We start from the raw sequence: 22,771 nt of genomic DNA, 5'->3' as shown, positions 1-22,771 counted from the left end.
TCTATTCCCCTTCCCGCTTTAAACTACCCTCTGGTAAACAAACGATAAACTTACATCCTCTTTTATTTTCTCGGCCTTCTAATCTCACTTCTCCGCCTAGCTCTGTTACCATTTCATTTATGTAAGAAAGCCCAATACCAGTTGACGGTGTTCCCGTTTGATCATACTTGGAAGTAAATCCTGGCTTAAATACTAATTTCTTATACTTTTGTGCAATACCAGGTCCATCGTCAATTACTTCAAAAAATATATGTTGATCTCTTTTATATAGCTTAATAATAACGACACCTTTATCTTCAATTGCTTCAACTGCATTTGCAGCGAGGTTATTAAAAATTGATAGAACTGTATACACGTGGTATGCAGCATGCTCACCTTCTATATGTTTAGAAAAACGTATATCCTTTTCTAGCATTTCAGCATACTTCTCGTTTATTCTAACAATCATTTCTGCTAACTCATGTCCTTCTACATATTCAGCCACATTTTTATCTAATAACAGTTTAGATAACCCTGCAAATATCCTTTGATTATCCTTTTTTATTTCATGCACTTCCCCCGCTATTTTCAATGCTGTTTTACTACTTGAATCAGCGCTTACTTGTAAATTTCGATATAGTTGATATGCTTCTTGTGTAATTAACTCCGCATTTTGTAACGTCTTTTTCAAATGAACAGATTCCACATATAAATTAGAAAGATGCATTAACATATTTTCATTTTCTTTTCGAACTTGCGATTCTTTTAATTTCGTTTCATATAAATTCATCATATTTAAAAAACCAAGTGCAAAGAAACTACGAAAAATAGCAATAATAATAAGTTTATTCACTTCAGAAATCGTTATTGTTGTACCTAGTACTAACATGTGATAAAACGCAAGTTCTGACATACTTGCAACAATTTCAATTGAAATTCCAAGGCATCCAATAATGATTGGTTTCTGATGGAACTTATTTACCCTACAAAGCGAAAAGAAACTGCCATAAATAAAATAATAGAAGAACACAGGATAACGCAAATAAAATGATTCTGTCATATGAAATGAACCTTGCATGATCCAGTCAAGACATACTCGGAATAAGACTACAGATATACCAACAAGAATACCTGCAACTCCTGCTGGTACTCTTCTTAAAAATAATAATAAAAAGAAGAATAGCGGTGTACCGAAGCTAACTCGAAACGTATCATTAAAGGGATGAAAGTTCAGCTCCCCAGCAATCGGAACAACGACCATTAATATAATTAAAAGGGACATATCTTTCTTCCATAATTGATTCCAATTCAAAAGTGACACTTCCTATACTTTTTTTCAGTAGTAAAAGTGAAAGCCCGCTTATTGTTATAAACGGGCTTTTTTTTCTATATTCTAACCTTTTCTACCGCTTTTATTTCGCGATACTCTGGCTTCCACATTGCTTCTTGCACTGCCATCTTGATATCGTTATCACTTAAGTTCACTCTTGCAACACCTTCTGCAACTGCAACTTTCGCTACTTCAATTGCAACCATTTCTGAGATATTACGTAATTCTTCGACCTCTGGTAAAATAGGTGCTCCTGGCTGACTTGTATCTACCATACTTGCAACTGCTTCAGCAGCCGCTGCGAACATTCCATCCGTCATGACGCTTGCTCGTACTACAATTGTTCCAAGACCAAGCCCTGGGAAAATAAGTGCATTATTTGATTGTCCAATCACATACGTTACACCGTTATATGTAACTGGTTCAAATGGACTTCCTGTTGCAACTAACGCTCTTCCTTCTGTCCACTCGATTAAATCTGCTGGTTTTGCTTCAGCAAGTGGCGTCGGATTCGACATTGGTAAAATGATTGGTCTTTCTACGTGAGAAGCCATTTCTTTAATAATCTCTTCTTTAAATGCACCTGCAACAGTAGATGTACCAATTAAAATTGTCGGTTTTACATGTTTCACAACTTCTGCAAGTCCGATCACATCATTTTGCTTCCACTCACTTACTTCTGCTTCTTTTCTTGCGTACGGAATTTGGAAATCAAGAAGATCTTCCATGTTATCTGTAACTAATCCGTTTCGGTCAATACACCAGAAACGATTATGTGACTCTTCTTCTGATAAGCCAGCACGGACCATTGCATCTCTTACTTGATCTGCGATACCGATTCCAGCTGTACCAGCGCCAAATACAACAACGCGGTGTTCACTTAGCGGTACACCAGAAGCTTTCACTGCCGATAATACTGCCGCAAGTGAAACTGCACCTGTACCTTGAATATCATCATTAAACGTACAAACGTCATGACGGTATTTATCTAAAATTTTTCGTGCGTTACGAGAGCTAAAGTCTTCCCAATGTAAAAGTGCTTTCGGGAATTGTTTATTTACCGCTTGTACAAACGTATCAATAAATTCATCGTAAGCTTCACCTGTTATACGAGGGTGACGATTTCCAATATAAAATGGATTGTTTAATAGTTCCTCACGGTTTGTACCTACATCTAAAATTACCGGTAATACGCGGCTAGGATCGATTCCAACTGCGGCCGTATAAACAGCTAGCTTTCCGATTGCAATGTTAATACCACCAACGCCCCAGTCACCAATTCCTAATATGCCTTCTCCATCTGTTACAACGACTAAATCAATGTTCTCAGCTGTTGCACCAATATTGGTGAATGCTTCTTCAATACCTGATGGATCGTTAATCGATAAATAAACACCACGTGGTTTACGATATTCATGACTATATCTTTGAATTGCTACACCGACAGTTGGTGTATATACAATCGGTAACATTTCACGTAAATGATCTGTTAATATACGATAAAATAATACTTCATTTCGATCATGTAACGCAGTTAAGTATACATTCTTTAATAAATCATCCGGCTGAGAACTAAATTGTTCGTATGCTCGGCGTGCCTGTTCTTCTAACGTTAAAACCGCTGGCGGTAATAACCCTTTTAAACCTAACTCTTCTCTTTCATTTTGTGTGAAAGCTACCCCTTTATTTAAAAGTGGTGTTGATAATACTTCTGCTCCTCTTAATGTTGTTTCTAATGCGCCATTAGAAGCTACTGTAAACTTGCTCATAACATCCCTACCTCTATTCATATATAGCATTTCTATATTGTAAACAAAAAAGAGGGGCTTGTCCCCCCCTCTTCTTTTAATTTTTCTTTAAAAGAGTTGCTCCTGCAATCCCTGGATGTGTCATTTCGAATGGATCTAGAATTAACTCTAGGTCTTCTTGTGACAGTACACCATTTTTCACACAAAGTTCTCGAACGGATTGCCCTGTCGCAATTGCTTCTTTCGCAACGCGAGCTGCAGCTTCATAACCGATATGAGGGTTCACGGCTGTAATAATTCCTACACTTTTCTCAACATACTCTTTTAAGCGATCTTCATTCGCTTCAATTCCTTTTAAGCAATTATCTGTAAAGGCACGGAAACCGTTATTCATAATGCTAATTGATTGCAGTAAGTTGAAAACAAGTACTGGTTCCATAACATTTAATTCTAATTGTCCTGCTTCTGAAGCAAGGCAAATTGTATGGTCATTACCAATTACTTGGAACGCAATTTGGTTAATAACTTCTGGCATAACAGGGTTTACTTTCCCTGGCATAATAGAAGAACCTGGTTGACGAGCTGGTAACATAATTTCTGCTAAACCAACACGTGGACCTGATGCCATTAAGCGAAGGTCATTCGCAATTTTAGACATATTCATCATACATACTTTCAGTGCTGCAGATACTTCTGTGTATGCATCTGTATTTTGCGTTGCATCTACTAAGTCTTCTGCACCAACTAGTGGTAGTTCACTAATTGCAGCTAAATGTTTTACAACTGCTTCAATATATTCTGGGTCTGCATTTAAGCCTGTACCAACTGCAGTTGCTCCCATGTTCACTTCATATAAGTGTTGACGTGATTGCTGAATTCGTTTCATATCACGTTCAAGTACACGAGAGTACGCTTTAAATTCTTGTCCAAGGCGAATTGGCACAGCGTCTTGTAAATGTGTACGACCCATTTTAATCACATGATCGAACTGTTCTGCTTTTAATTCAAATACATCGTGCATATAACCCATCGTTTGTAATAAACCTTCTAATGCGTTTAATGTAGCGATATGAATCGCTGTTGGGAATGCATCGTTTGTTGATTGCGCCATGTTTACATGACTATTTGGACTAATATAGTGATAGTCTCCCTTTTCCATTCCTAATAATTCAAGAGCACGATTGGCAATGACTTCATTTGCATTCATGTTCATTGAAGTACCTGCTCCGCCCTGAATTGGATCTACGATGAAATGATCATGCCATTTTCCATCAAGAATTTCTTGAGCAGCTTCTGCAATCGCGCCACCCTTGTTCAATTCCAATCTTCCTACATCTGTATTAGCAAGCGCTGCTGCTTTTTTTACAATTGCGAACGCTCTAATTAAACCTTCATGGATTTTGTATCCTGTAATTGGGAAGTTTTCAACTGCACGCATTGTTTGTACGCCGTAGTATGCATAGTTTGGTACTTCTTTTTCACCTAAAAAATCTTTTTCAATTCGAACACCATTTTTAACTTCAGTTAATGTTGCCATGATTATTCACTCCTTAACGATTTCTTATGCTGCTTTTGTTTCTTTGACTGTTTCTACATATTGTTTTGCTTTCTCATTATCGAATTCGCCTTCCCACTTCGACATAACAATGGCCGCTAATGCATTTCCTAATACATTGACAGATGAGCGAATCATATCTAAAATGCGGTCAATTCCCGCAATTAACGCGATACCTTCTAGTGGTAGCCCCATTGAACCTAACGTTGCTAATACAACAACGAACGATGCACCTGGAACTCCCGCCATACCTTTGGATGTTAACATGAGAACGAATAATAACGTTATTTGCTCCGTTAGTGACATGTGCACACCGTACATTTGTGCAACAAACAATGCCGCTAACGCTTGATAAATAGCCGATCCAGTCAAGTTAAATGTATAACCTGTCGGAATTACGAAAGAGGCAACTGCCTTTGGACAACCGAACTCTTCCATTTTTCTCATTATATTAGGTAAAACAGCTTCTGAACTTGCTGTCGTAAACGAAAGAATCAGTTCTTCTTTTAAAATTTTTATTAATGTAAAAATGTTTACTCCAACCATTCGTGCATTAATACCTAATACAATCACAACGAATAGTATAACAGTTACGTATACAGCTAGCACTAGTTTTCCTAGCGGAAGTAATGTTGCTACACCAAATTTTGCAACCGTAACGGCAATTAATGCGAATACACCAAATGGTGCAAATTTCATAACTTGATTTGTAACCCAAAACATTGCTTCGAGTACACCTTCAAAGAAGTTAAAAACAGGCTTTCCTTTTTCCCCAATTGCCGCAACTCCTAAGCCGAATAATACTGAGAAGAATATAATCGGTAATAGGTCACCTTGTGCAATCGATTCAAATACGTTTTTTGGTACAATGTGAACAATTGTCTCAGCAAAACCTTTCTTCTCCGTTGCATCTGCTGTTTGTTTATAAGAAGAAATATCACTTTGCTGTAAATTACTCATATCAACACCAGTACCTGGTTGGAATATATTCGCTGCAAGTAATCCCATTAAAATAGCAATCGTCGTAATAATTTCGAAATAAAGAATTGTCTTACCGCCCAGTTTCCCAAGCTTTTTCATATCTCCTACACCAGCTACCGCAACAATTAAGGCTGAAATAACAATTGGTACTACAATCATCTTAATTAAGTGAATAAATATATCCCCAATTGGTGTGATATAAGAAATCGCCGTTTTATTGCCATAAAAGACTGCCCCTACTACAATCCCTAAAACAAGCGCGACAAAAATTTGTGTTGCCAATCCGAATTTTTTCATTTATGTTCATCCCCTTCATGCGAACGCTTTCAATTTGAATTTATAAAAGCTACTCACACATCTTATAAGCGAACCTACAAAATCATACAAAAACCTACAAGTTCGTCACAAAAAATTCAAATATTTTTCTTCTTTTTTTCATTGACACCATTTTGTTAAAAAACGATAAAATAAACTTGATAAGTAATCAGATTGTTTCGTATAATCAAAAAGATATATACTTAAAACAAATCAAAATGAAAAGGAGTGGATGTTATGAAAAACTATACAAAGCAATTCGTCCTGTCTTCTTCTTTTCTTTTTCATTTTCTTAAAAAGGAACAAAGGCATTCGCCTTTGTTCCTTTTTTATTGCGATCTATATAGGGGGAATTGTTATGAGACCATATAAACGTGTCTTAATTAAATTAAGCGGCGGTGCACTTGCCGATCAAACTGGAAATAGCTTTAACTCCAAACGATTAGAACATATCGCAAACGAAATTTTATCCATTGTTGATTTAGGTATCGAAGTATCCATCGTCATCGGTGGCGGTAACATTTTTAGGGGACATCTAGCTGAAGAGTGGGGAATTGATCGCGTAGAAGCTGATAATATCGGTACGTTAGGTACAATCATTAACAGCTTAATGCTTCGCGGTGTTTTAACAAGTAAAACAAATAGAGAAGTACGCGTTATGACTTCCATTCCATTTAATGCAGTAGCTGAACCATACATTCGCTTGCGTGCAGTCCACCATTTAGATAACGGTTATATCGTTATCTTTGGAGGCGGTAACGGCCAACCGTTCGTGACGACAGATTATCCAAGTGTACAAAGAGCCATCGAGATGAATAGTGATGCCATATTAGTCGCAAAACAAGGGGTCGATGGCGTCTTTACAAGTGATCCAAAGCATAATAAATCAGCAAAAATGTACAGCAAACTAAACTATAATGATGTCGTTAGACAAAATATACAAGTCATGGATCAAGCGGCATTACTGCTTGCCAGGGACTACAATTTACCAGCACATGTCTTTAACTTTGATGAGCCTGGTGTCATGAAGAAAATATGTTTAGGCGAACATGTGGGGACGTTGATCAATGATGATGTTACGATGCTGGTGCATGAGAAATAATGATTTCCCACCAAAAAGGGTGCCTTTTGTAGGCACCCTTTCCTAATTCATCGTTACAAATAAAAATCAAACAATCCCGCCACTTTCTCCTTACAACGCTCCCAAAAAGATAACTTCTCAAAAAACTCTTTCGTCATTTCTTTTGAATCACGAAAATCCTCTGTTAACGCCTTATTCACGTCCGATACAATAGTCCCGCCATGAATATACAAATTCATCTCATCATTTATATAGAAGCTACGGGCAGTAAAGTTTGTTGTACCTATAACAGTTAACTCATTATCAATTAGCATTAACTTTCCATGAAACATCCCTTTTTTATAACCATATACCGTAATCCCGTTATTAACAGCTTGACGTATATACGGATATGCCGCCTCTTTAATAAGGGGGATATCTGGTTTATATGACCAAAGTATTTTTACTGTAACACCACGTTTTTGCGCTTCAATTAAAGCATTCATTAATTCTTTATTTTTCGCTATAAAATAAGGTGTTGTAATGACGATTGAATGCTGCGCTTGCTTTATTAGCTGTATATATGTTTCAGCGACGTAATGCCCATTGTAACTAGTCATAGTATGTAAAGTATTCCCTTTACTAGCTTTATTCGTACTTCTCTTTATCTCTTCTTTCGTATCTCGTTTCCAATCTAAAGCGAATTGCTGTTCTAAATCTTTTGCCCCTTCTCCTTTAAGACGTACATGATAATCACGCCAATATCCAAATCGCTTATCTTTCCCTAAGTACTCATCTCCTATGTTAAATCCGCCTGTATAGCCAATCTCCCCATCAATCGTCGTAATACGGCGATGATTACGATGGTGAAGTGAATAAAATCCGAATGGTAATGAAGGTTTTCTACTATATGTAAAATGTACACCACTTTCCCGCAATTCATTTATCACCTTTCTTTCAAATGATAAATCATTAATGCGATCAACTGATAAATAGACGTTTACTCCTTCTTTTGCCTTCTCTTTTAATAAGTTTAAAAAAGTATGGCTACTTTTATCATCCGACAAAATGAAGAAATAAGTGTAGATGGAGCTTTTCGCTTCTCTTATATCAGTAAATAATTGTTTATAAAAAGACTTCCCTTCTACATATAATTGAAAGTCACTATAATGAGATGCATACTCTGTCGGCATGTTTTTCCCAGCTTCCATTTTCCTACCTAAGGTAACATCGATATGCATCCAAATTAAAATAAAAACAAAAATAGCAATAATAATAGAAGTAACTCGTAATATTTTTTTAATCATTTTGATTTCCTTCCGATCAAATTACTTTCTACTCTGTAGTGTTTCATTTAAATATGTTTTCATACGAAATGTATTTCTATTGATACCAAACGATTAAAGGAGAGAGAAATATGAAAAGAGGAAAAATCCCTATTGTTTTTATCCCAGGTCTTTTCGGTTCAATGAGTAATATTATCATTCCAGGTACTGGTAATTGGAGTTTTGGACTTTCTGCATTTGTTTACGAACCATTCATCATGATGTTAGAAAGTATGGGGTACGAACGAAATAAAGACTTGTTCATCTGTTTTTATGACTGGCGGCAGCGCATTGTTTTTTCTACACAAAAATATTTATTACAAACAATTGCCTATGCTAAAAAAATTACAGGGTGCGATAAGCTAAATCTAATGTGTCATAGTATGGGCGGGCTTCTTGGACGTTCTTACGTTCAAAGTGAAACATATAAAAATGATGTGAATCAACTTATAATACTCTGCACACCAAACGCTGGATCTCCACCAAATTATAGTTATTGGACTGGAGGTAGTCTCCCTATCCATGCCTCTTCTAAAATAAATATCGTTCATTTTTATATGGAACAATATATTCGTTACTTAAGCATCTTACATAAACTGAATAAGGTTGAGGCGATACATCTTTACTTTCCAGGATTACAAGATGTTATTCCTTGTAAAGATTACGGAAATTATTTATTTATAAGATCTGACTCTTCTCTTACATTTCTTCCTTATAGTAATATGCAAACGAAAAACCCTTTCCTCGATACATTAAATGAAAATAGATTTATTATACAAAAAAGAAATATTGAAACTACACTCATTGCCGGAGATGGAGAGGAAACAATTCAATATTTACAAGTTGTCCCTTCACACTCCAAACTGAAATGGACAGACGGCAAAGTCGTCGGTGATTTACTTACAAAACATGGTGACGGCAACGCTGTTTTACATAGCGTTTTTCTTCTAGAGGGAAATAAATATGTTGTGCATGCTTCACATAACGAAGTGCTCTACAAAAGCATTCCTATATTACAAAAGATACTCTAAATTACAAACAAAAAAGGTATGGCATTAAGCCACACCTTTTCACATTAAACAAAATTCCTCGCATCATTATTTCTTCCAAACTTATAAATCGCAATTAAGAAGAATGCAATTGCGAAAGCGAATAAAATTAAAATGTTTAAATACAACTCCGAGAATGGTATTCCTTGTTGTAGTTTCGATACTGTATCTAACAACCAGCGCTGCGGAAGAAAATTAGCTACTTTTTGTACTGCACTTGGCATAATGTCATATGGGAAATAACATCCAGCAAGTAAGCATGTTGGTACAATGACCATGTTTTGCATCGCATTTGCCGATGCTGAGTTTTTCGAAAAAGCTACAAGGACTAATGATATTCCAATTGCGATTAATGCAAATAGCATTAGTACGCCCATCATCACTATAAAAGGCATATTGATATTCGTATGAAAAACATTCGTTAGGAATAGGATTGTAATCAAAATTTGTACTGTTAGTATTATCATATTTACCCCGACATTAGATAATATGAACTTCTTCCCATCTATCGGCGTTGATAATAGTCTAAAGTACGTTCTATTCTCTTTTTCTTTTAAAATATGACCTGATAAGTTCGCTGCTGAAAACAGCATAAACATAATAAGGTAACCCATCGTTTGATTTGTCATATCTTTATTTTTCGAAGTATCTTCTAGCGTCTCAGTTTTCATTTTAAATGAACTTTTTTGATACCCTGCGTACATATTGTCGAATGTACTTTGATCTGTTCCTGCTACTTTACTAATAGCTGCTATATTATCAATATAATTATATAAATATGATTTTATAAATCCTGTTACTTGATCACCTTTAATCGATGAAATTTCAATATGCTCTGGTTTCCCTTCTCGAACACTTTTTGAAAAACCAGAATCTAATGTAATAACTCCATCAAGTTTTTTGGAAGTGAGTTTATCTTCTACTTCAGACTCCTTAACCTTACTCACATTCACATGATTTAATCCTTCTAAAAACTTTATCGTATCATTTGCTATCGGCTCATTTTCTTTATTTACAATCCCGATATTTAACGTTCCTTGCCCTGCATTTCCGTATATCGAGAAGGAAATGAGCGTCCCTATTATCGGCAAGCTAATTATAATGAGTAAACTTTTTTTATTTTTCAAAAGCACAGATAACGTTTTTTGTATGAGCCATAAAATATCCTTCATACTATAGCCCCTCCCGTCTACGTAATGCAATAATTGCAATTAATAAAAAGAGTGCTGAAATTCCAAGGTTTAAAGAAATGACTGGTAATGCTGCCCCTACATCATTTGCATAAATAATTTTCATAACAGCTGTATTTGCCCAAGTTAATGGTGATAAATTCGTAATGAAATTTTCTTCTATTACGAAATATGCACCTCCAAAAATAGAAGCTAATTGCACAACAACCATAATAATTGCCCTAGACGCTTCAGCTGTTTTCGTAATATATCCGATTCCTAAACCGAAGCTAATTGCTAGAAAGACTTCTGTTAATAAAATAAGAAATATGATTCCAAGATGGTCGCCCCAATTCGCTTGAAAAACAAATTTACTAAATAACATGACGAGTAATATGCACAGGGCATTCGCTACTATGCTACCAAGTACTTTTCCAATGAATATTTCAGCTTTACTTATAGGTGCAGCAATGAGACGATCTCCTGTTTTACGTATTCGTTCTCCTCGAATTAAAGAACTCGCTCCCATCGCAGCATATAGTGCAATCATCGTTGTCATTACAACCGCATAGTAATCCATAGAACCTGGTTTTTTCGCAGCTTGTAAAGATGTTTCTTTTATATAATCATTATGATTTCCGTTTGAAATAACCGTACTAACCTTAGTAGGATCTACTTTTGCAACTTCGACCGCTACATTGTACTTATCAACAAATGTTGTAAGCATTCCTTCCACAATACTTCCCTCAATACTACTTTTGTCACTTCCATAAAATTTTGCACCATCTTTATTTAACTCTACATAAGCGGCATATTTATTTTGCTTCACTTCTTCTTTCCCATCTATACTGCCGGAAGCTTTTTTAAAATGAATACCTGATTTATCCACTTCTTTCGTAAATGCTTCAAATGATTGAGAAAACGTGCTACTCGCTTCATCTTTATATAGCACTTGTATATCTTTAATCGAATGACTATCACTATTAAATGCGTTGGTTAACGCTGTTCCTAACACAAGCATAAGCACAATCGGAAATGCTAACATAAAAACTAAAGTCCTTACGTCTCTGAAATCTCTTTTAATATGCATAATTGCAATATTGAAGATGTTCAATTGATGAACCTCCCTTTACCTTTTCTTCATTTACTTTTTATTTATCTCGTAAGTTTCTTCCCGTCAATGTAAGAAATACTGTTTCTAAGTTGGGAGCCTGCTCCTCTAATGAACGAATTTCAATATCATGATTGATACAGTGTTGAATGATTTTATTTAAATTATTTAATCCCGCATCAGAATTCACTTTAATTACGTTTTCTTCAATTTGAACTGCTTTCACACCGTTTATCTCTTTTAATTTTTCCACGTCTAAATTTTCCACCGACTTCACTTCAATCCAAATATCTTTCGTATCAGTAATAATCGATTTTAGTTGTTCTTTCGTACCTTCTGCAATTACTTTACCGTGATCTACTATTGCTATTTTCGTACAAATCTCTTCTACCTCTTCCATGTAGTGACTCGTATAAATAATTGTACTTCCCATTTCATTTAATTTACGTACTGACTGCAAAATGTAGTTTCTTGACTGTGGATCAATTCCAACTGTCGGCTCATCCATAATAATTAACTTCGGTCTATGAGCAATTGCACAAGCGATATTCAGTCTTCGCTTCATCCCACCAGAAAAGTTCTTCGGATAGCTTTTCTGTTTATCACTAAGTCCTACAAATTGAAGAGCTTCCTCTACCCTAGCTTTTAATTCGGTTCCTCGTAATCCGTACAATCCAGCAAAGAATTTCACATTTTCATAGGCAGTTAGCTCTTCATAAATCGCAATATCTTGTGGAACAATACCGATATTCATTTTCGCAAATCGATTATGTTTCTTTATATTTTTTCCTAGTATGCTAATTTCACCTTCATTACTTCTTAACAAACCAGCAATCATATTTATCGTTGTACTCTTACCAGCACCATTTGATCCTAAAAAGCCAAATATTTCTCCTTCTTTAATAGATAAAGACATATTATCAACTGCGATGAAATCACCAAATTTTTTCGTTAAATTTTTAATTTCTAATGTATTCATCATTTTCACCCCTATTTCGGTTTCTCTGCTATTAGTATAAACAAAAAGAATGAACCTGCTCAGTGCAGAAGTTCATTCTTTTCACATGAGAATATTCACTTTTTTCATATGAGATGGTTCATCCTCGTCCCATTCTCTTTATATTGGCAACAACATCGTTACTGAAAAACCACTTGTCCCATCTACAATAATTTTTCCGTTTACAGACGCCGTTCGCTCCTCCATCCCCATAATACCGAGACCTTTTTTAACAAGTACTGCACCTTTGCCGTTATCCTTCACTTGTACCTTTACCATCTTGTTAAGTACATGAATATCTATAGAAATGACTGTCGCATCAGCATATTTCATTGCATTTGTTAGTGCTTCTGTAACATTCTCACCGATAATTTTCCACTGAATGGGAGAAATCATATCTAAGTTCCCTTTGTACACAAAAGGAATATTCACATCATTCTTACCGGCAAATTCCTCTATGAATAATTTCATACGATGAATGCCAATTTGCTCAGTTGGTGGTTTCATATTTTTTAATGTAATCCGAATGCTTTCAATACCATCTTTTGAAATGTGAATTGCATTTTGTAATAACTCGGCTGATTTTTCTTTATCTATCTCCATTAACCTCTTTGCTGCTTCCATTTGAATAAGTGCACCTGTCATCGAGTGGCCAATTTTATCATGAATTTCTTGAGAAAGTCGATTTCTCTCTTCTAACTTAAATGTGTATTCTGATTGCCTTATGTACTCTTTATTTTCATGTAAGCTTTTCGTCAATCGCTGCATATCTTTTCGCATCTTATCATTTTGTGATTCAAGCTTTACTACACGTGATATATATCGATCTGCCATAGTTAAAACGAGAAAAGTAAATGCAACAATTAATCCATAAGTCATTCGAATACTTTCATCTGAAATCGTAATTGGGAGCATCATAATGACAAAGCGTGGCCAATTCTTTTCTATGTAATAGAATGTAATTTCGTATAAATTCAAAGGTAAAAACAAAATAAAAAATGGATGAACCCTCCATGTAAATAACATAACTACACCAATTGACATACAGATTAATATTTTTTTATACGTATCTTTTTTAAATATAGAAATCATTACGTTTACAGAGAGGTAAATAAGTAAAGTAAATATAACCCACGATAAATTTGCTACATTTGCGTAAATATAACTAAACACAATATATAAAAAGACAATTAATTTACTTACAGTTAACCAAAATTCCATATCATTAATCTACTTTCCCTGTTAAGTAATAAATCGCAATTTGTGTGCGATGTTCAAGTCCAGTTTTCCCTAAAACTGATGTAATATAATTTGCGATTGTTCCTTCAGATATAAAAAGCTGCTTCGAAATTTCTTTATTTGAGAAACCTTTTGCAATTAATGCGATAATACTAAGCTCCCTTTCTGTGAAAAGGCTCTTATCAATTTTACATTCTTCCTCTTTACTTTCCATTAAATTAGACTTAATTTTATCGAGGACAACATCTTGCATAACAGTTTGACCGTTATATACTCCTTTTATCGCATCACGAATCCGCTCCGGATCGTTATTTTTTAATAAATAACCTTTCGCTCCGTTTTTTACTGCATCCAAAATATATTCATCATCATCAAACGTCGTCAAAATAAGCGGTTTTGTTTTCGTCTCTTCACAAATGAACTTCGTCGCCTCTACCCCGTTCATATTTGGCATGCGAACATCTAATAGAGCGATATCAACATCGTTCTTTTTGCAATACTCCACTGCTTCTTTTCCATCATTTACTGTATCTACAACTTCAAACTCTTCATATGTATTTAAAATAATTTTCATGCCTTCTCTAATAAAAGAGTTATCATCTGCTATCAATATTTTAATTTTCATGTTTGTTAGTATGGACCATCCGTACTAACATTCACATCCTTTCTTCCCGTAACATTTCCTACTTGCTCATTATATACTTCTCTTTACCATTTTTTCACACCTTTTTTCATCTAGCTCTCCTGCAAAAAATATATTATTCTTTTTTTATAAAATGTGTAGGGTGACTTATCATTCTTTACGTCTATATAATAGAATGCGTCAAAAAGGAGGGAGAGACCGATTGAGGAAAAACAATTAATTGAAAAAGCACAGCAAGGAAGCGAGCATGCTTTTCGTATCCTTGTACAAACATATCGTCATTATATTTTTCAAGTTATCTTTTCTATTTTAAGACATGAAGAAGATGCTAAAGATGTTACACAAGAAGTATTCGTAAAAATTCATACCTCTCTCCCAAATTATCAATTTCGCGGATTAAAAACGTGGATGGCACGTATTGCCACCAATCACGCTATTGATTATAAGAGAAAGAAAGCTAGAGAACACGAAGAACTCTCCTTATGTAAAGAAACAGAGGAAAATATAAAATCCTCTCATAACATTGAAGCTTTACTATTGACGAAAGAGCAAAAATTACTTATTGCTCAAAAACTGAGAGAACTTCCGGAAAATTACCGTGACGTTGTTCTCGCGCATTACTTGGAGGAAAAAAGTTATCAAGAAATTGCTTTCCAAGAAAACATCGAAGTGAAAACAGTCGAAATGAAACTGTATCGGGCAAGAAAATGGATAAAAAAACATTGGAAGGAGGAAGAGTTTCTATGATGCATTATTCAAAAGAAGATTGGCGCAATTATACATTAGATTTTATAGAAAACAATGAACGTGAATCTATGGAAGAACATCTTTATGAATGTGATCATTGTTTAGCACTTTATATGGAAAGTATTGATGAACAACATGAAAACCTTCCAATGATAAATGATGATTCATTTACGAACGAAGTTATGACGCAAATTAATTTTGAAACGCTACAACCTAATGAAAATATAAAAACAAACTCACTAAAACGCACAATTATTCACTACATAATTGCGACTGCAGCTACAATTATTTTTATGGTAAGTGGTTTATTCCAATATATTTTTACAGCGACATCAAATTTCGAGAAATCTTCAAAACATAACGAGTCTTCTATCTCACAACAAATTGTAAACAAATCGGTAGATACATCAAAAAAGGACGGAGGTTTAAAGCATGAATAAAAACCCCTTTTTAGCACTTGTATTAGGGCTAATTCCTGGGCTTGGACATTTATACTTAAAAAAGCTAGGACGGTTTATTCTATATAGCGGAGGATCTTTATTTCTATTCTCCTTTGCAGTATTTTGTACCATAGTAGTAAGAGGACGTGATATTGCTTTTCTTTCTCTATTTTTACTAGCTGTTCTATGGGTAATTAACTTACTAGATTTAGTTATCACCATTATAAAACAAACGAAAAAACAAGAAGCTGGAGAATTGATAAATTCTTCTAAAGAGAGCGAACGATTTTATATCATTCTCCTATCCATCATCCCTGGACTTGGCCATTTCCAATTAGGACTTATGCAACGCGGTCTTACGTTTTTAGTCGCTTGCGCTGGCTTAGGCAGCATGATTATATTTGTAACATTATTAACATCTCAAGGAAGTTTCCTTATCTTTCTTATTACGTTACCTGTTTTATGGATTTATAATTTCTTTGACGTTGTTCAGCAACTACAGAAAAAAGAACGCGACGAGCAATTAATTGACCGTACTATTTTCGAAGATTTTGAAGAACATCGAGAGCAAGGAAAGAAAAGTAAAACATTTGCTTCTATTTTAGCAATGTTCCCTGGAGCAGGTCATATGTATTTAGGTTTACAACGCCGTGGTCTTCAGCTTATGGCAGCCTTTTTACTATCTATTTATTTACTCGACTTATTAAGACTTTCTGCGTTTTTATTTTTAGTACCAATCATTTGGTTCTATAGCTTTTTTGATGCGTTACAGCAAACAGCAAAATACGGAAAAGAACGAGTACAAGACGAACCCATTATCGATTATTTTATAAATCATCAAAGATGGATTGGTATCGGATTAATTACACTCGGTGGTTATTATTTATTAAATCAAACAGTCCTTCCTATTTTGAATGATTATTTTGTAACTATATTTAATATTCATCTTAGTGAACTATATTATCGCTATTTCCAGACATCTATCGTTGCGCTCCTTTTAATTGGTGGCGGCTTTAAATTGTTACTTGGAAATAAAGAAAACAAAGGTGGGACAAGCGAATGAGGACTTGGCGTGTTGGAACATTCTCAATGGGGCTTTCTATTATATCGTTAGGATGCTTTTTACTATTTTCAGTAGTAAAAGGAATTCAAGTATTAGATACACTAACTGCATGGTGGCCAGTTTTACTTATCATACTTGGAGCTGAAGTTTTACTATACCTTCTATTTTCTAAGAAGGAACAATCATTTATTAAATATGATATTTTTAGTATTTTCTTTATCGGTGTTTTAGGAAGCGTCGGAATTGCTTTTTACTGTTTATTATCAACTGGATTACTAGAAGAAGTTCGTCACTCTATTAACACAACGAGGCAAACGAGTAATATTCCAGACGGACAATTTGATATACCTGAATCTATCAAAAAAATCGTAGTAGATGCAGGACATCAGCCTCTAACGATAGAGGGAAATAATACAAATCAAATTCACCTTTTGGGAACTTATGAAATGACGACGAAAGCAAATGAAAAACTCAATTTAAAACGAGATGATTTCCTTTCGGTTCAAACGGCTGGAGAAACGATGTACATCGCTTTAAAATCATTACCTGTTCAGCATACGTTATTTAACTCAGCACCACAGGTGAAACCTACGCTTGTTCTTCCGCAAAATAAAAATGTGGAAATTCGCGCTTCAAATAACGAGCTATCTCTTTATCCTGGCCAATTACAAAATAATTGGTTTGTACAAAACAACTCAAGTGTATCTGTTCATTTAGCTAAAGAAAGTGATGTTTCTTTAACAGCAATAACAAATCAAAAAGAAACACACGGAAACACACCTTGGGAGCAAGTAGAAGATTTAACGAAAAAAGAAAATAATTCTTCAGAAGAACATCCAGAATTAACCGAGCAAGAACATTGGTATAAAAATTCGATTAAAACTGGAAATGGGACGTACAAGTTAAATATTGAGAAAGCTTATAATTTGAATATGAGCGTTATCGAAAAATAAGAAAAACCTTCCACAATTGTGGAAGGTTTTTCTTATATAATCGCTTTAATTCCTTCTAATATTAATCCAATCATAAATCCACACACAGCACCGTTCACACGGATCCACTGCAAATCTTTACCGACATTATTTTCAATCATTTCGATTAATGTTTTATCATCTAACTTATCCAGGTTTTCTTGTACAAGCTTACCGATTTTCGAATGGTTCTTCTCAACAAGATTCACAACTTGTTTTTGTAACCAATCTTCTATTTTTTGAACAGTCATTTCGTCTTCTTTTATTTTATTCATTTGTTTTTGTAAAAATGGAATAACATATTCATCAGCAAATTCTTCATTATTTACAAAAGCAACTGCTCTTTGTTGCACTTGCTCTAGCATCTCTTTTATTTTGTCAGTAGCATTCCAATTCGCAATCCACTTTTCTTTCCAATTTTCTAATTCCTTTAATAAGGCTTCATTTTCTTTTACATTGATAATTTCTTGACGAATCTTCGCTAATATAAGTTGTCTTGTGCTATTATCAGCCTCTTGTAAGCTGTTAATATTACTAATGATAAACTTCTGCAAAATGCCGCCAATTTTATCTTCATCTACAATATTCATAAATGATTTCAAAGTAAACTGCAAGAATCCATCTACTTTTATATTTTCCATCGCCTTCATACCTAAGCTACCGAGCTGGTAACGAGCTTCATCTTGCGCTGTCCAATCTTTTACCTTCACTAATATGTAATCAAGTGTCTTTTCATCATATTCTTGCACAACTAATTGATCAACAAGCACTTGTAAAATGTTACTTGTATTAATTGTATGCAAATATGTTTTTAATTCTTTTTCAATAATAACAGCTAACTTTTCTGTATCTATTGTAACAATTGCTTTCTCTGCAATCGTTACAATCCCCTTTTTCACAGCATCAGACTGCATTTCTCTCTCAGCAATTTGCAGTACCATTTGTGCTAACTGCATCTCTTTTACTTTATTCGTAATACTTTCTTTCGTCAGCCATTCATTTTCTAACGTATGAATGAGCCCTTTCGTTACCCGTTTACGGTTTTTAGGTAACAAAGCTGTATGCGGAATTGGTATTCCCATCGGATGACGGAATAAAGCAGTAACCGCAAACCAATCCGCAAGTCCACCAACCAATCCAGCTTCAAATCCCCCTTGTATAATCTCTCCTGCTACCGTTCCTTGAAAAGGGATAGAAGCCGCAAAGCCGACACCCATAACCCCAAGCGAAATACCCGCTATATATTTAGTCTGTAATGACATCGTATACACATCCTCTTATTATGTAAAATAAAGCTTTTTTGTTGTATTTATTCAATATTAGTTATCCTTTATATATACTATAAAGAACTATTGTGAAAATAACAAAGATTTTTATGTACATGAAAAAATGAGGCTACAACTAGCCTCATTTTTCTTATACCGTTAAATCCAAACCTTTCCTATAATACTCATTCATTACATCTTTTGGAACCATACTTCCACCCGTTCCCCACACAATATGAGTACCTTTTTTCACCTTCTCTGTTACCTGTTGCTTTTGTAAATACTCACCTTCTTTGCATACTTTCATTGGCCCTATCATACCTGCTAGTGCAGAAGGCTCTAAATAAATATTTTCCGTATCAGCTAGTTCTTTTAACAATCTATATAACTCTTCATCGCTTACTGTGTAATTCCCACTCAAAAATGGTTCCATCGTTTTACCGACAAATCCAGATGGCCTTCCTACCGCAAGTCCATCCGCATCTGTTACATTATCAATTCCGATATCTTGAACGGAAATTTTGTCATGAAGGCCTGTCATTAAGCCGAGTAACATACAAGGAGAATGTGTTGGCTCTGCGAAGAAACAATGAACATTGTCTTTATACAATAACTTTAAACCGAATGCTACTCCGCCAGGTCCTCCTCCTACTCCGCACGGAAGATAAACAAATAAAGGATGGTTTTCATCTACTACAACCTCTAACTCTTCTAATTGCTTTTGTAATCTTGATGCTGCTACTGCGTATCCTAAAAATAAATCATGCGAGTTTTCATCATCTACAAAATAACAGCTAGGATCCGCATCCGCTTGTCTTCTTCCTTCTTCTACTGCTTTGCTATAATCATCTTCATATTCAATAACGTTTACACCTTTACTTCTTAATAAATCTTTCTTCCATTTTTTTGCGTCTGCTGACATATGAACAGTTACATTAAAACCTAGATTCGCACTCATAATCCCTATGCTAAGTCCTAAATTCCCTGTAGAACCTACTGCAATTGAATATTTCGAGAAAAACTCTCTACATGTATCACTATCTAAAACGGAATAATTATCTTCTTCTGTTACCATTCCGTGCTGCAATGCTAGTTGCTCAGCATGTTTCAACACTTCATAAATGCCGCCCCTAGCTTTAATTGATCCTGATATTGGAAGATGACTATCACATTTTAATAATAATTCTCCTAAAATAGGTTGCTCATATTTTCTCTCTAAAGCTTCTTTCATAGAAGGTATTTTCACTAAAGGTGATTCGATTATGCCGTTCGCCCCTTTCGTTTCAGGAAAAACTTTCGCAATATATGGTGCAAAACGCTTTAATCTCTCTTCCGCATCTTTTACATTCTCTTCATTAAGTGGTGAATCTTTTATTGCTGTTTCATACTTTTCTATGTTTGGATTTATCCAAAATACTTCTTCTGTTGCAATAAGCTTATTCACTAATGGATATTCTGCTTGTAATGCCCCTATTTCTTTCATTTTGTTTCCTCCTTATATCCTTGTAGCTCACCATACAATAAATTATAATTAAATTAATTTTAATATAGTTTAACACAAATAATCCAATTAAGTTAATTTTAATTTAATTTATTTAAATATAATTTAATAATTATTAAGGAGATTTTCATTATGGAAAATATAGATATTGGTAAAAAAGTTGAAAAACAAAGAAAAGAAAAAGGTTTAACTAGTAAAGAACTAGCAAAGATGGCCGATATTACACCATCAATGTTAAGTCAAATTGAGCGCGGGTCCGCTAACCCTTCTATCCAAACATTAAAAGTGCTTGCTAAAGCTCTTGATGTGCCAACATTTAGCTTTTTACTTGAAGATACAAATACAGACGATTTAATTGTACGTTCCCATAAACGAAAGAAAATGATTATTGATAATTTATCATATGAAATGCTTTCACCTGATTTCACTGGAAATTTAGCAACAGCAATTATGACCGTCCCGCCTAATACAGCTTCATCAGAAAATGTGCTAGAACATAAAGGAGAAGAATTAGCATTTGTCTTAGATGGGAAAATCACATTATATTTAAATGAGGAAGAATACGTATTAGAAACTGGCGACAGTGTAAAAATACCTGCTTATTTAAAGCATAAATGGGTGAATCATTTTGAAAAAAACGCGATTGTCTTATTTTCTGTTACTCCGCCGATTTTTTAATATATCAATAAAAACAGGATGATTCTTATAAAATGAGGATTATCCTGTTTTTATTAAATAAGAAAGTGAAATTTTTGTTAAAAACTTAACAGTTGGACCCAATCCGAACAATCCTCCTAATAACATATTTACAAGTGAAACTATCCCTCCCATTGATGCTAACGTATCATGGGTCAGATTCATCCCACCACTACCAGAGGCACTTGTAATATTCACATAACAATAAGAAATACGAAAAAAATTAATTAATTTTTCAGAATTTTGTTGAAAAATATGGTAAAATCACTCTTATACTTCTTCTATTTTGCTATTATAGAAATAATTAAATTAGGATACTTTTATCGAATGGGGGAATATATAATGAGTGTGTTATTAAAAGGGCATGAACAGATTGTCAACGAATTAAACATTTTATATCAAGTAATGGTAGCGGAGCAATTAATTGAAGCGAAACAATTAAAAGAAAAAATAGAGAAACAGATTAATAAAATTGAAGCTGATCAAAATCTATCGCTTTACTACTCCCTACTAAACTTTAAATATAAGGTCCTAACCGATTGGACAAACATTAAGTATGATACTTTTAGTCAAATTGTTCGTTTAGACAATCCAATAACTGAAGACTTTATTACTTATTATTATCACTTTTTTAAAGCTGAACATGCTACCATTATTGGAAATTATGATGAAGCAAAAAAAGAATACGAAAAAGCTGAATCCCTTTTAAAACATGTACCAGGCGAACTAGAAGAAGCTGAATATAAATATAAATTTGCTATATTTAATCACCATACAAACAAACCACTTACAGCAATCAATTATGCAAATCAAGCTAAAGAGATTTTCTCAAAATATCCACGTTATGAAATTAAAATAGCTCTATGCGAAAACATTTTAGGCTCATGTTCTGTTTATTTAAAACAATTCGAACAAGCCGAAGAGAACTATAATTCAGCAATCAATATTTTACAAAAGCTGAAAGACGATACACTAATCTTAAAAGTTCGAAATAACTTAGGTTGGCTCTACTCTTCTCAAAATCTATCAACCCTTGCTATTAGACATCTTACAATAGTTACAAACAAATTACCTAAACACCTAAAAGCCAATTTTCTACAAGCCAAAGAACATTTTAGTTTAAATGAAAAAGAACTTGCAAACAATTGGGTTCAAAAAGGCTTAGAAATTTGTAATGAATTAAATAATCAAGAATATAAACACCATTTCACTATCTTAAAAACACAACACACTGGTATTCTAGACGACTTAGAAAACGCGATCATTGCAGGCACTACATATTTTAACAGTAAAGAATTATACGATTATGTACAAGAATATTACGAATTATTAGCAGTAGAATTTCATAAAGTGAATAAAATAGAGAAATCTCAAAAATATTTTTTCAAAACTTACGAAGCAAAACAAAAATTATTAACTAAGGAGGCACTAAGATAATGAAAAAGATTAGTTTAGCTATTTTAACCTTTACATGCATACTTGCTTTTGGATTTAATAATTTTACTGAAAGTCAACAAGCAAAACAACTTCCAAAATGGGATACAGATAAACAAGAAACACATGCAGACCTATAGAAACCTAAAAACC

22 protein-coding genes are annotated in these 22,771 nt (G+C 34.2%); 9 read left to right on the top strand and 13 right to left on the bottom strand.

The features are described from left to right. Position 1: 1 nt before the first annotated feature. From AC3EMB_RS09185 to AC3EMB_RS09170, 4 genes are all read right to left on the bottom strand, one after another. On the bottom strand, positions 2 to 1,300 hold the full coding sequence (locus AC3EMB_RS09185) for a sensor histidine kinase (protein WP_078400936.1): 1,299 nt from the start codon (positions 1,298 to 1,300) through the stop codon (positions 2 to 4). 65 nt (positions 1,301 to 1,365) lie between these two features. Next, the gene (gene malS / locus AC3EMB_RS09180) at positions 1,366 to 3,078 is read right to left on the bottom strand and encodes an oxaloacetate-decarboxylating malate dehydrogenase (protein WP_488517643.1); all 1,713 of its coding nucleotides are present in this window, start codon (positions 3,076 to 3,078) and stop codon (positions 1,366 to 1,368) included. A gap of 76 nt (positions 3,079 to 3,154) precedes the next feature. Beyond that, a complete protein-coding gene (aspA, locus tag AC3EMB_RS09175) occupies positions 3,155 to 4,594 on the bottom strand; it encodes an aspartate ammonia-lyase (protein ID WP_000224194.1) in 1,440 nt (479 codons plus the stop codon). A gap of 24 nt (positions 4,595 to 4,618) precedes the next feature. Beyond that, the gene (locus AC3EMB_RS09170; RefSeq protein WP_000713291.1) at positions 4,619 to 5,890 is read right to left on the bottom strand and encodes a cation:dicarboxylate symporter family transporter; all 1,272 of its coding nucleotides are present in this window, start codon (positions 5,888 to 5,890) and stop codon (positions 4,619 to 4,621) included. 376 nt (positions 5,891 to 6,266) lie between these two features. On the opposite strand from AC3EMB_RS09170, the gene pyrH reads away from it, so the two are divergent. Beyond that, the gene (gene pyrH / locus AC3EMB_RS09165) at positions 6,267 to 7,010 is read left to right on the top strand and encodes a UMP kinase (RefSeq protein WP_001248059.1); all 744 of its coding nucleotides are present in this window, start codon (positions 6,267 to 6,269) and stop codon (positions 7,008 to 7,010) included. 53 nt (positions 7,011 to 7,063) lie between these two features. On the opposite strand, the gene cls is transcribed toward pyrH, so the two are convergent. Beyond that, complete coding sequence (gene cls, locus AC3EMB_RS09160; protein ID WP_140155599.1) at positions 7,064 to 8,275, bottom strand: cardiolipin synthase; 1,212 nt, start codon at positions 8,273 to 8,275, stop codon at positions 7,064 to 7,066. A gap of 110 nt (positions 8,276 to 8,385) precedes the next feature. Here cls and AC3EMB_RS09155 point away from each other — a divergent pair, with 110 nt between their 5' ends. Further along, positions 8,386 to 9,324: an esterase/lipase family protein gene (locus AC3EMB_RS09155; RefSeq protein WP_095691097.1), complete on the top strand. Its 939-nt coding sequence runs from the start codon at positions 8,386 to 8,388 to the stop codon at positions 9,322 to 9,324. A 44-nt stretch (positions 9,325 to 9,368) separates the two neighbouring features. Here AC3EMB_RS09155 and AC3EMB_RS09150 read toward each other — a convergent pair whose 3' ends face one another. From AC3EMB_RS09150 to AC3EMB_RS09130, 5 genes are all read right to left on the bottom strand, one after another. Beyond that, the gene (locus tag AC3EMB_RS09150; RefSeq protein ID WP_000651881.1) at positions 9,369 to 10,514 is read right to left on the bottom strand and encodes an ABC transporter permease; all 1,146 of its coding nucleotides are present in this window, start codon (positions 10,512 to 10,514) and stop codon (positions 9,369 to 9,371) included. 1 nt (position 10,515) lies between these two features. Further along, a complete protein-coding gene (locus AC3EMB_RS09145) occupies positions 10,516 to 11,625 on the bottom strand; it encodes an ABC transporter permease (RefSeq protein WP_089170775.1) in 1,110 nt (369 codons plus the stop codon). A gap of 37 nt (positions 11,626 to 11,662) precedes the next feature. Beyond that, positions 11,663 to 12,601, bottom strand: coding sequence for an ABC transporter ATP-binding protein (locus tag AC3EMB_RS09140; protein WP_088023064.1), 939 nt, complete (start codon positions 12,599 to 12,601; stop codon positions 11,663 to 11,665). A gap of 138 nt (positions 12,602 to 12,739) precedes the next feature. Further along, entirely contained in the window at positions 12,740 to 13,840 is a 1,101-nt protein-coding gene (locus AC3EMB_RS09135; protein WP_488517642.1) for a sensor histidine kinase, read from the bottom strand. 4 nt (positions 13,841 to 13,844) lie between these two features. Further along, positions 13,845 to 14,483 (bottom strand): response regulator transcription factor, encoded by a 639-nt coding sequence (locus tag AC3EMB_RS09130; RefSeq protein WP_000694106.1) that lies wholly within the window; start codon positions 14,481 to 14,483, stop codon positions 13,845 to 13,847. 219 nt (positions 14,484 to 14,702) lie between these two features. Between AC3EMB_RS09130 and AC3EMB_RS09125 the strand changes: the two genes are divergently transcribed. From AC3EMB_RS09125 to exsE, 4 genes are read left to right on the top strand one after another with little or no spacing between them, the layout of a single operon-like run. Then, a complete protein-coding gene (locus tag AC3EMB_RS09125) occupies positions 14,703 to 15,248 on the top strand; it encodes an RNA polymerase sigma factor (RefSeq protein WP_306236426.1) in 546 nt (181 codons plus the stop codon). Next, complete coding sequence (locus tag AC3EMB_RS09120; protein ID WP_016082116.1) at positions 15,245 to 15,688, top strand: hypothetical protein; 444 nt, start codon at positions 15,245 to 15,247, stop codon at positions 15,686 to 15,688. Before AC3EMB_RS09125 ends, AC3EMB_RS09120 begins: the two co-directional genes overlap by 4 nt. Continuing rightward, a complete protein-coding gene (locus tag AC3EMB_RS09115; RefSeq protein WP_016082117.1) occupies positions 15,681 to 16,751 on the top strand; it encodes a hypothetical protein in 1,071 nt (356 codons plus the stop codon). The genes AC3EMB_RS09120 and AC3EMB_RS09115 overlap by 8 nt, the downstream gene beginning before the upstream one ends. After that, positions 16,748 to 17,704, top strand: a complete 957-nt coding sequence (gene exsE / locus AC3EMB_RS09110; RefSeq protein ID WP_088023070.1) for an exosporium protein ExsE — start codon at positions 16,748 to 16,750, stop codon at positions 17,702 to 17,704. Before AC3EMB_RS09115 ends, exsE begins: the two co-directional genes overlap by 4 nt. 32 nt (positions 17,705 to 17,736) lie before the next feature. Here exsE and AC3EMB_RS09105 read toward each other — a convergent pair whose 3' ends face one another. Together AC3EMB_RS09105 and dsdA are read right to left on the bottom strand one after the other, a co-directional pair. Next, a complete protein-coding gene (locus tag AC3EMB_RS09105) occupies positions 17,737 to 18,984 on the bottom strand; it encodes a DUF445 domain-containing protein (RefSeq protein ID WP_098975784.1) in 1,248 nt (415 codons plus the stop codon). A gap of 154 nt (positions 18,985 to 19,138) precedes the next feature. Continuing rightward, positions 19,139 to 20,470, bottom strand: coding sequence for a D-serine ammonia-lyase (gene dsdA, locus AC3EMB_RS09100; RefSeq protein ID WP_088023076.1), 1,332 nt, complete (start codon positions 20,468 to 20,470; stop codon positions 19,139 to 19,141). A 150-nt stretch (positions 20,471 to 20,620) separates the two neighbouring features. Here dsdA and AC3EMB_RS09095 point away from each other — a divergent pair, with 150 nt between their 5' ends. Continuing rightward, entirely contained in the window at positions 20,621 to 21,166 is a 546-nt protein-coding gene (locus tag AC3EMB_RS09095) for a helix-turn-helix domain-containing protein (RefSeq protein ID WP_488517641.1), read from the top strand. Positions 21,167 to 21,205: 39 nt separating this feature from the next. On the opposite strand, the gene AC3EMB_RS09090 is transcribed toward AC3EMB_RS09095, so the two are convergent. Then, positions 21,206 to 21,382: an ATPase gene (locus tag AC3EMB_RS09090; protein ID WP_098236624.1), complete on the bottom strand. Its 177-nt coding sequence runs from the start codon at positions 21,380 to 21,382 to the stop codon at positions 21,206 to 21,208. A gap of 144 nt (positions 21,383 to 21,526) precedes the next feature. Here AC3EMB_RS09090 and AC3EMB_RS09085 point away from each other — a divergent pair, with 144 nt between their 5' ends. Beyond that, positions 21,527 to 22,621, top strand: a complete 1,095-nt coding sequence (locus AC3EMB_RS09085) for a response regulator aspartate phosphatase (RefSeq protein WP_098975788.1) — start codon at positions 21,527 to 21,529, stop codon at positions 22,619 to 22,621. Continuing rightward, complete coding sequence (locus AC3EMB_RS09080; RefSeq protein WP_000724012.1) at positions 22,621 to 22,758, top strand: hypothetical protein; 138 nt, start codon at positions 22,621 to 22,623, stop codon at positions 22,756 to 22,758. Before AC3EMB_RS09085 ends, AC3EMB_RS09080 begins: the two co-directional genes overlap by 1 nt. The last annotated feature ends 13 nt before the right edge of the window (positions 22,759 to 22,771 follow it).

It is taken from the genome of Bacillus sp. LQ16 (assembly GCF_057784645.1).
This window is presented reverse-complemented; position numbering and strand designations above follow the sequence as displayed.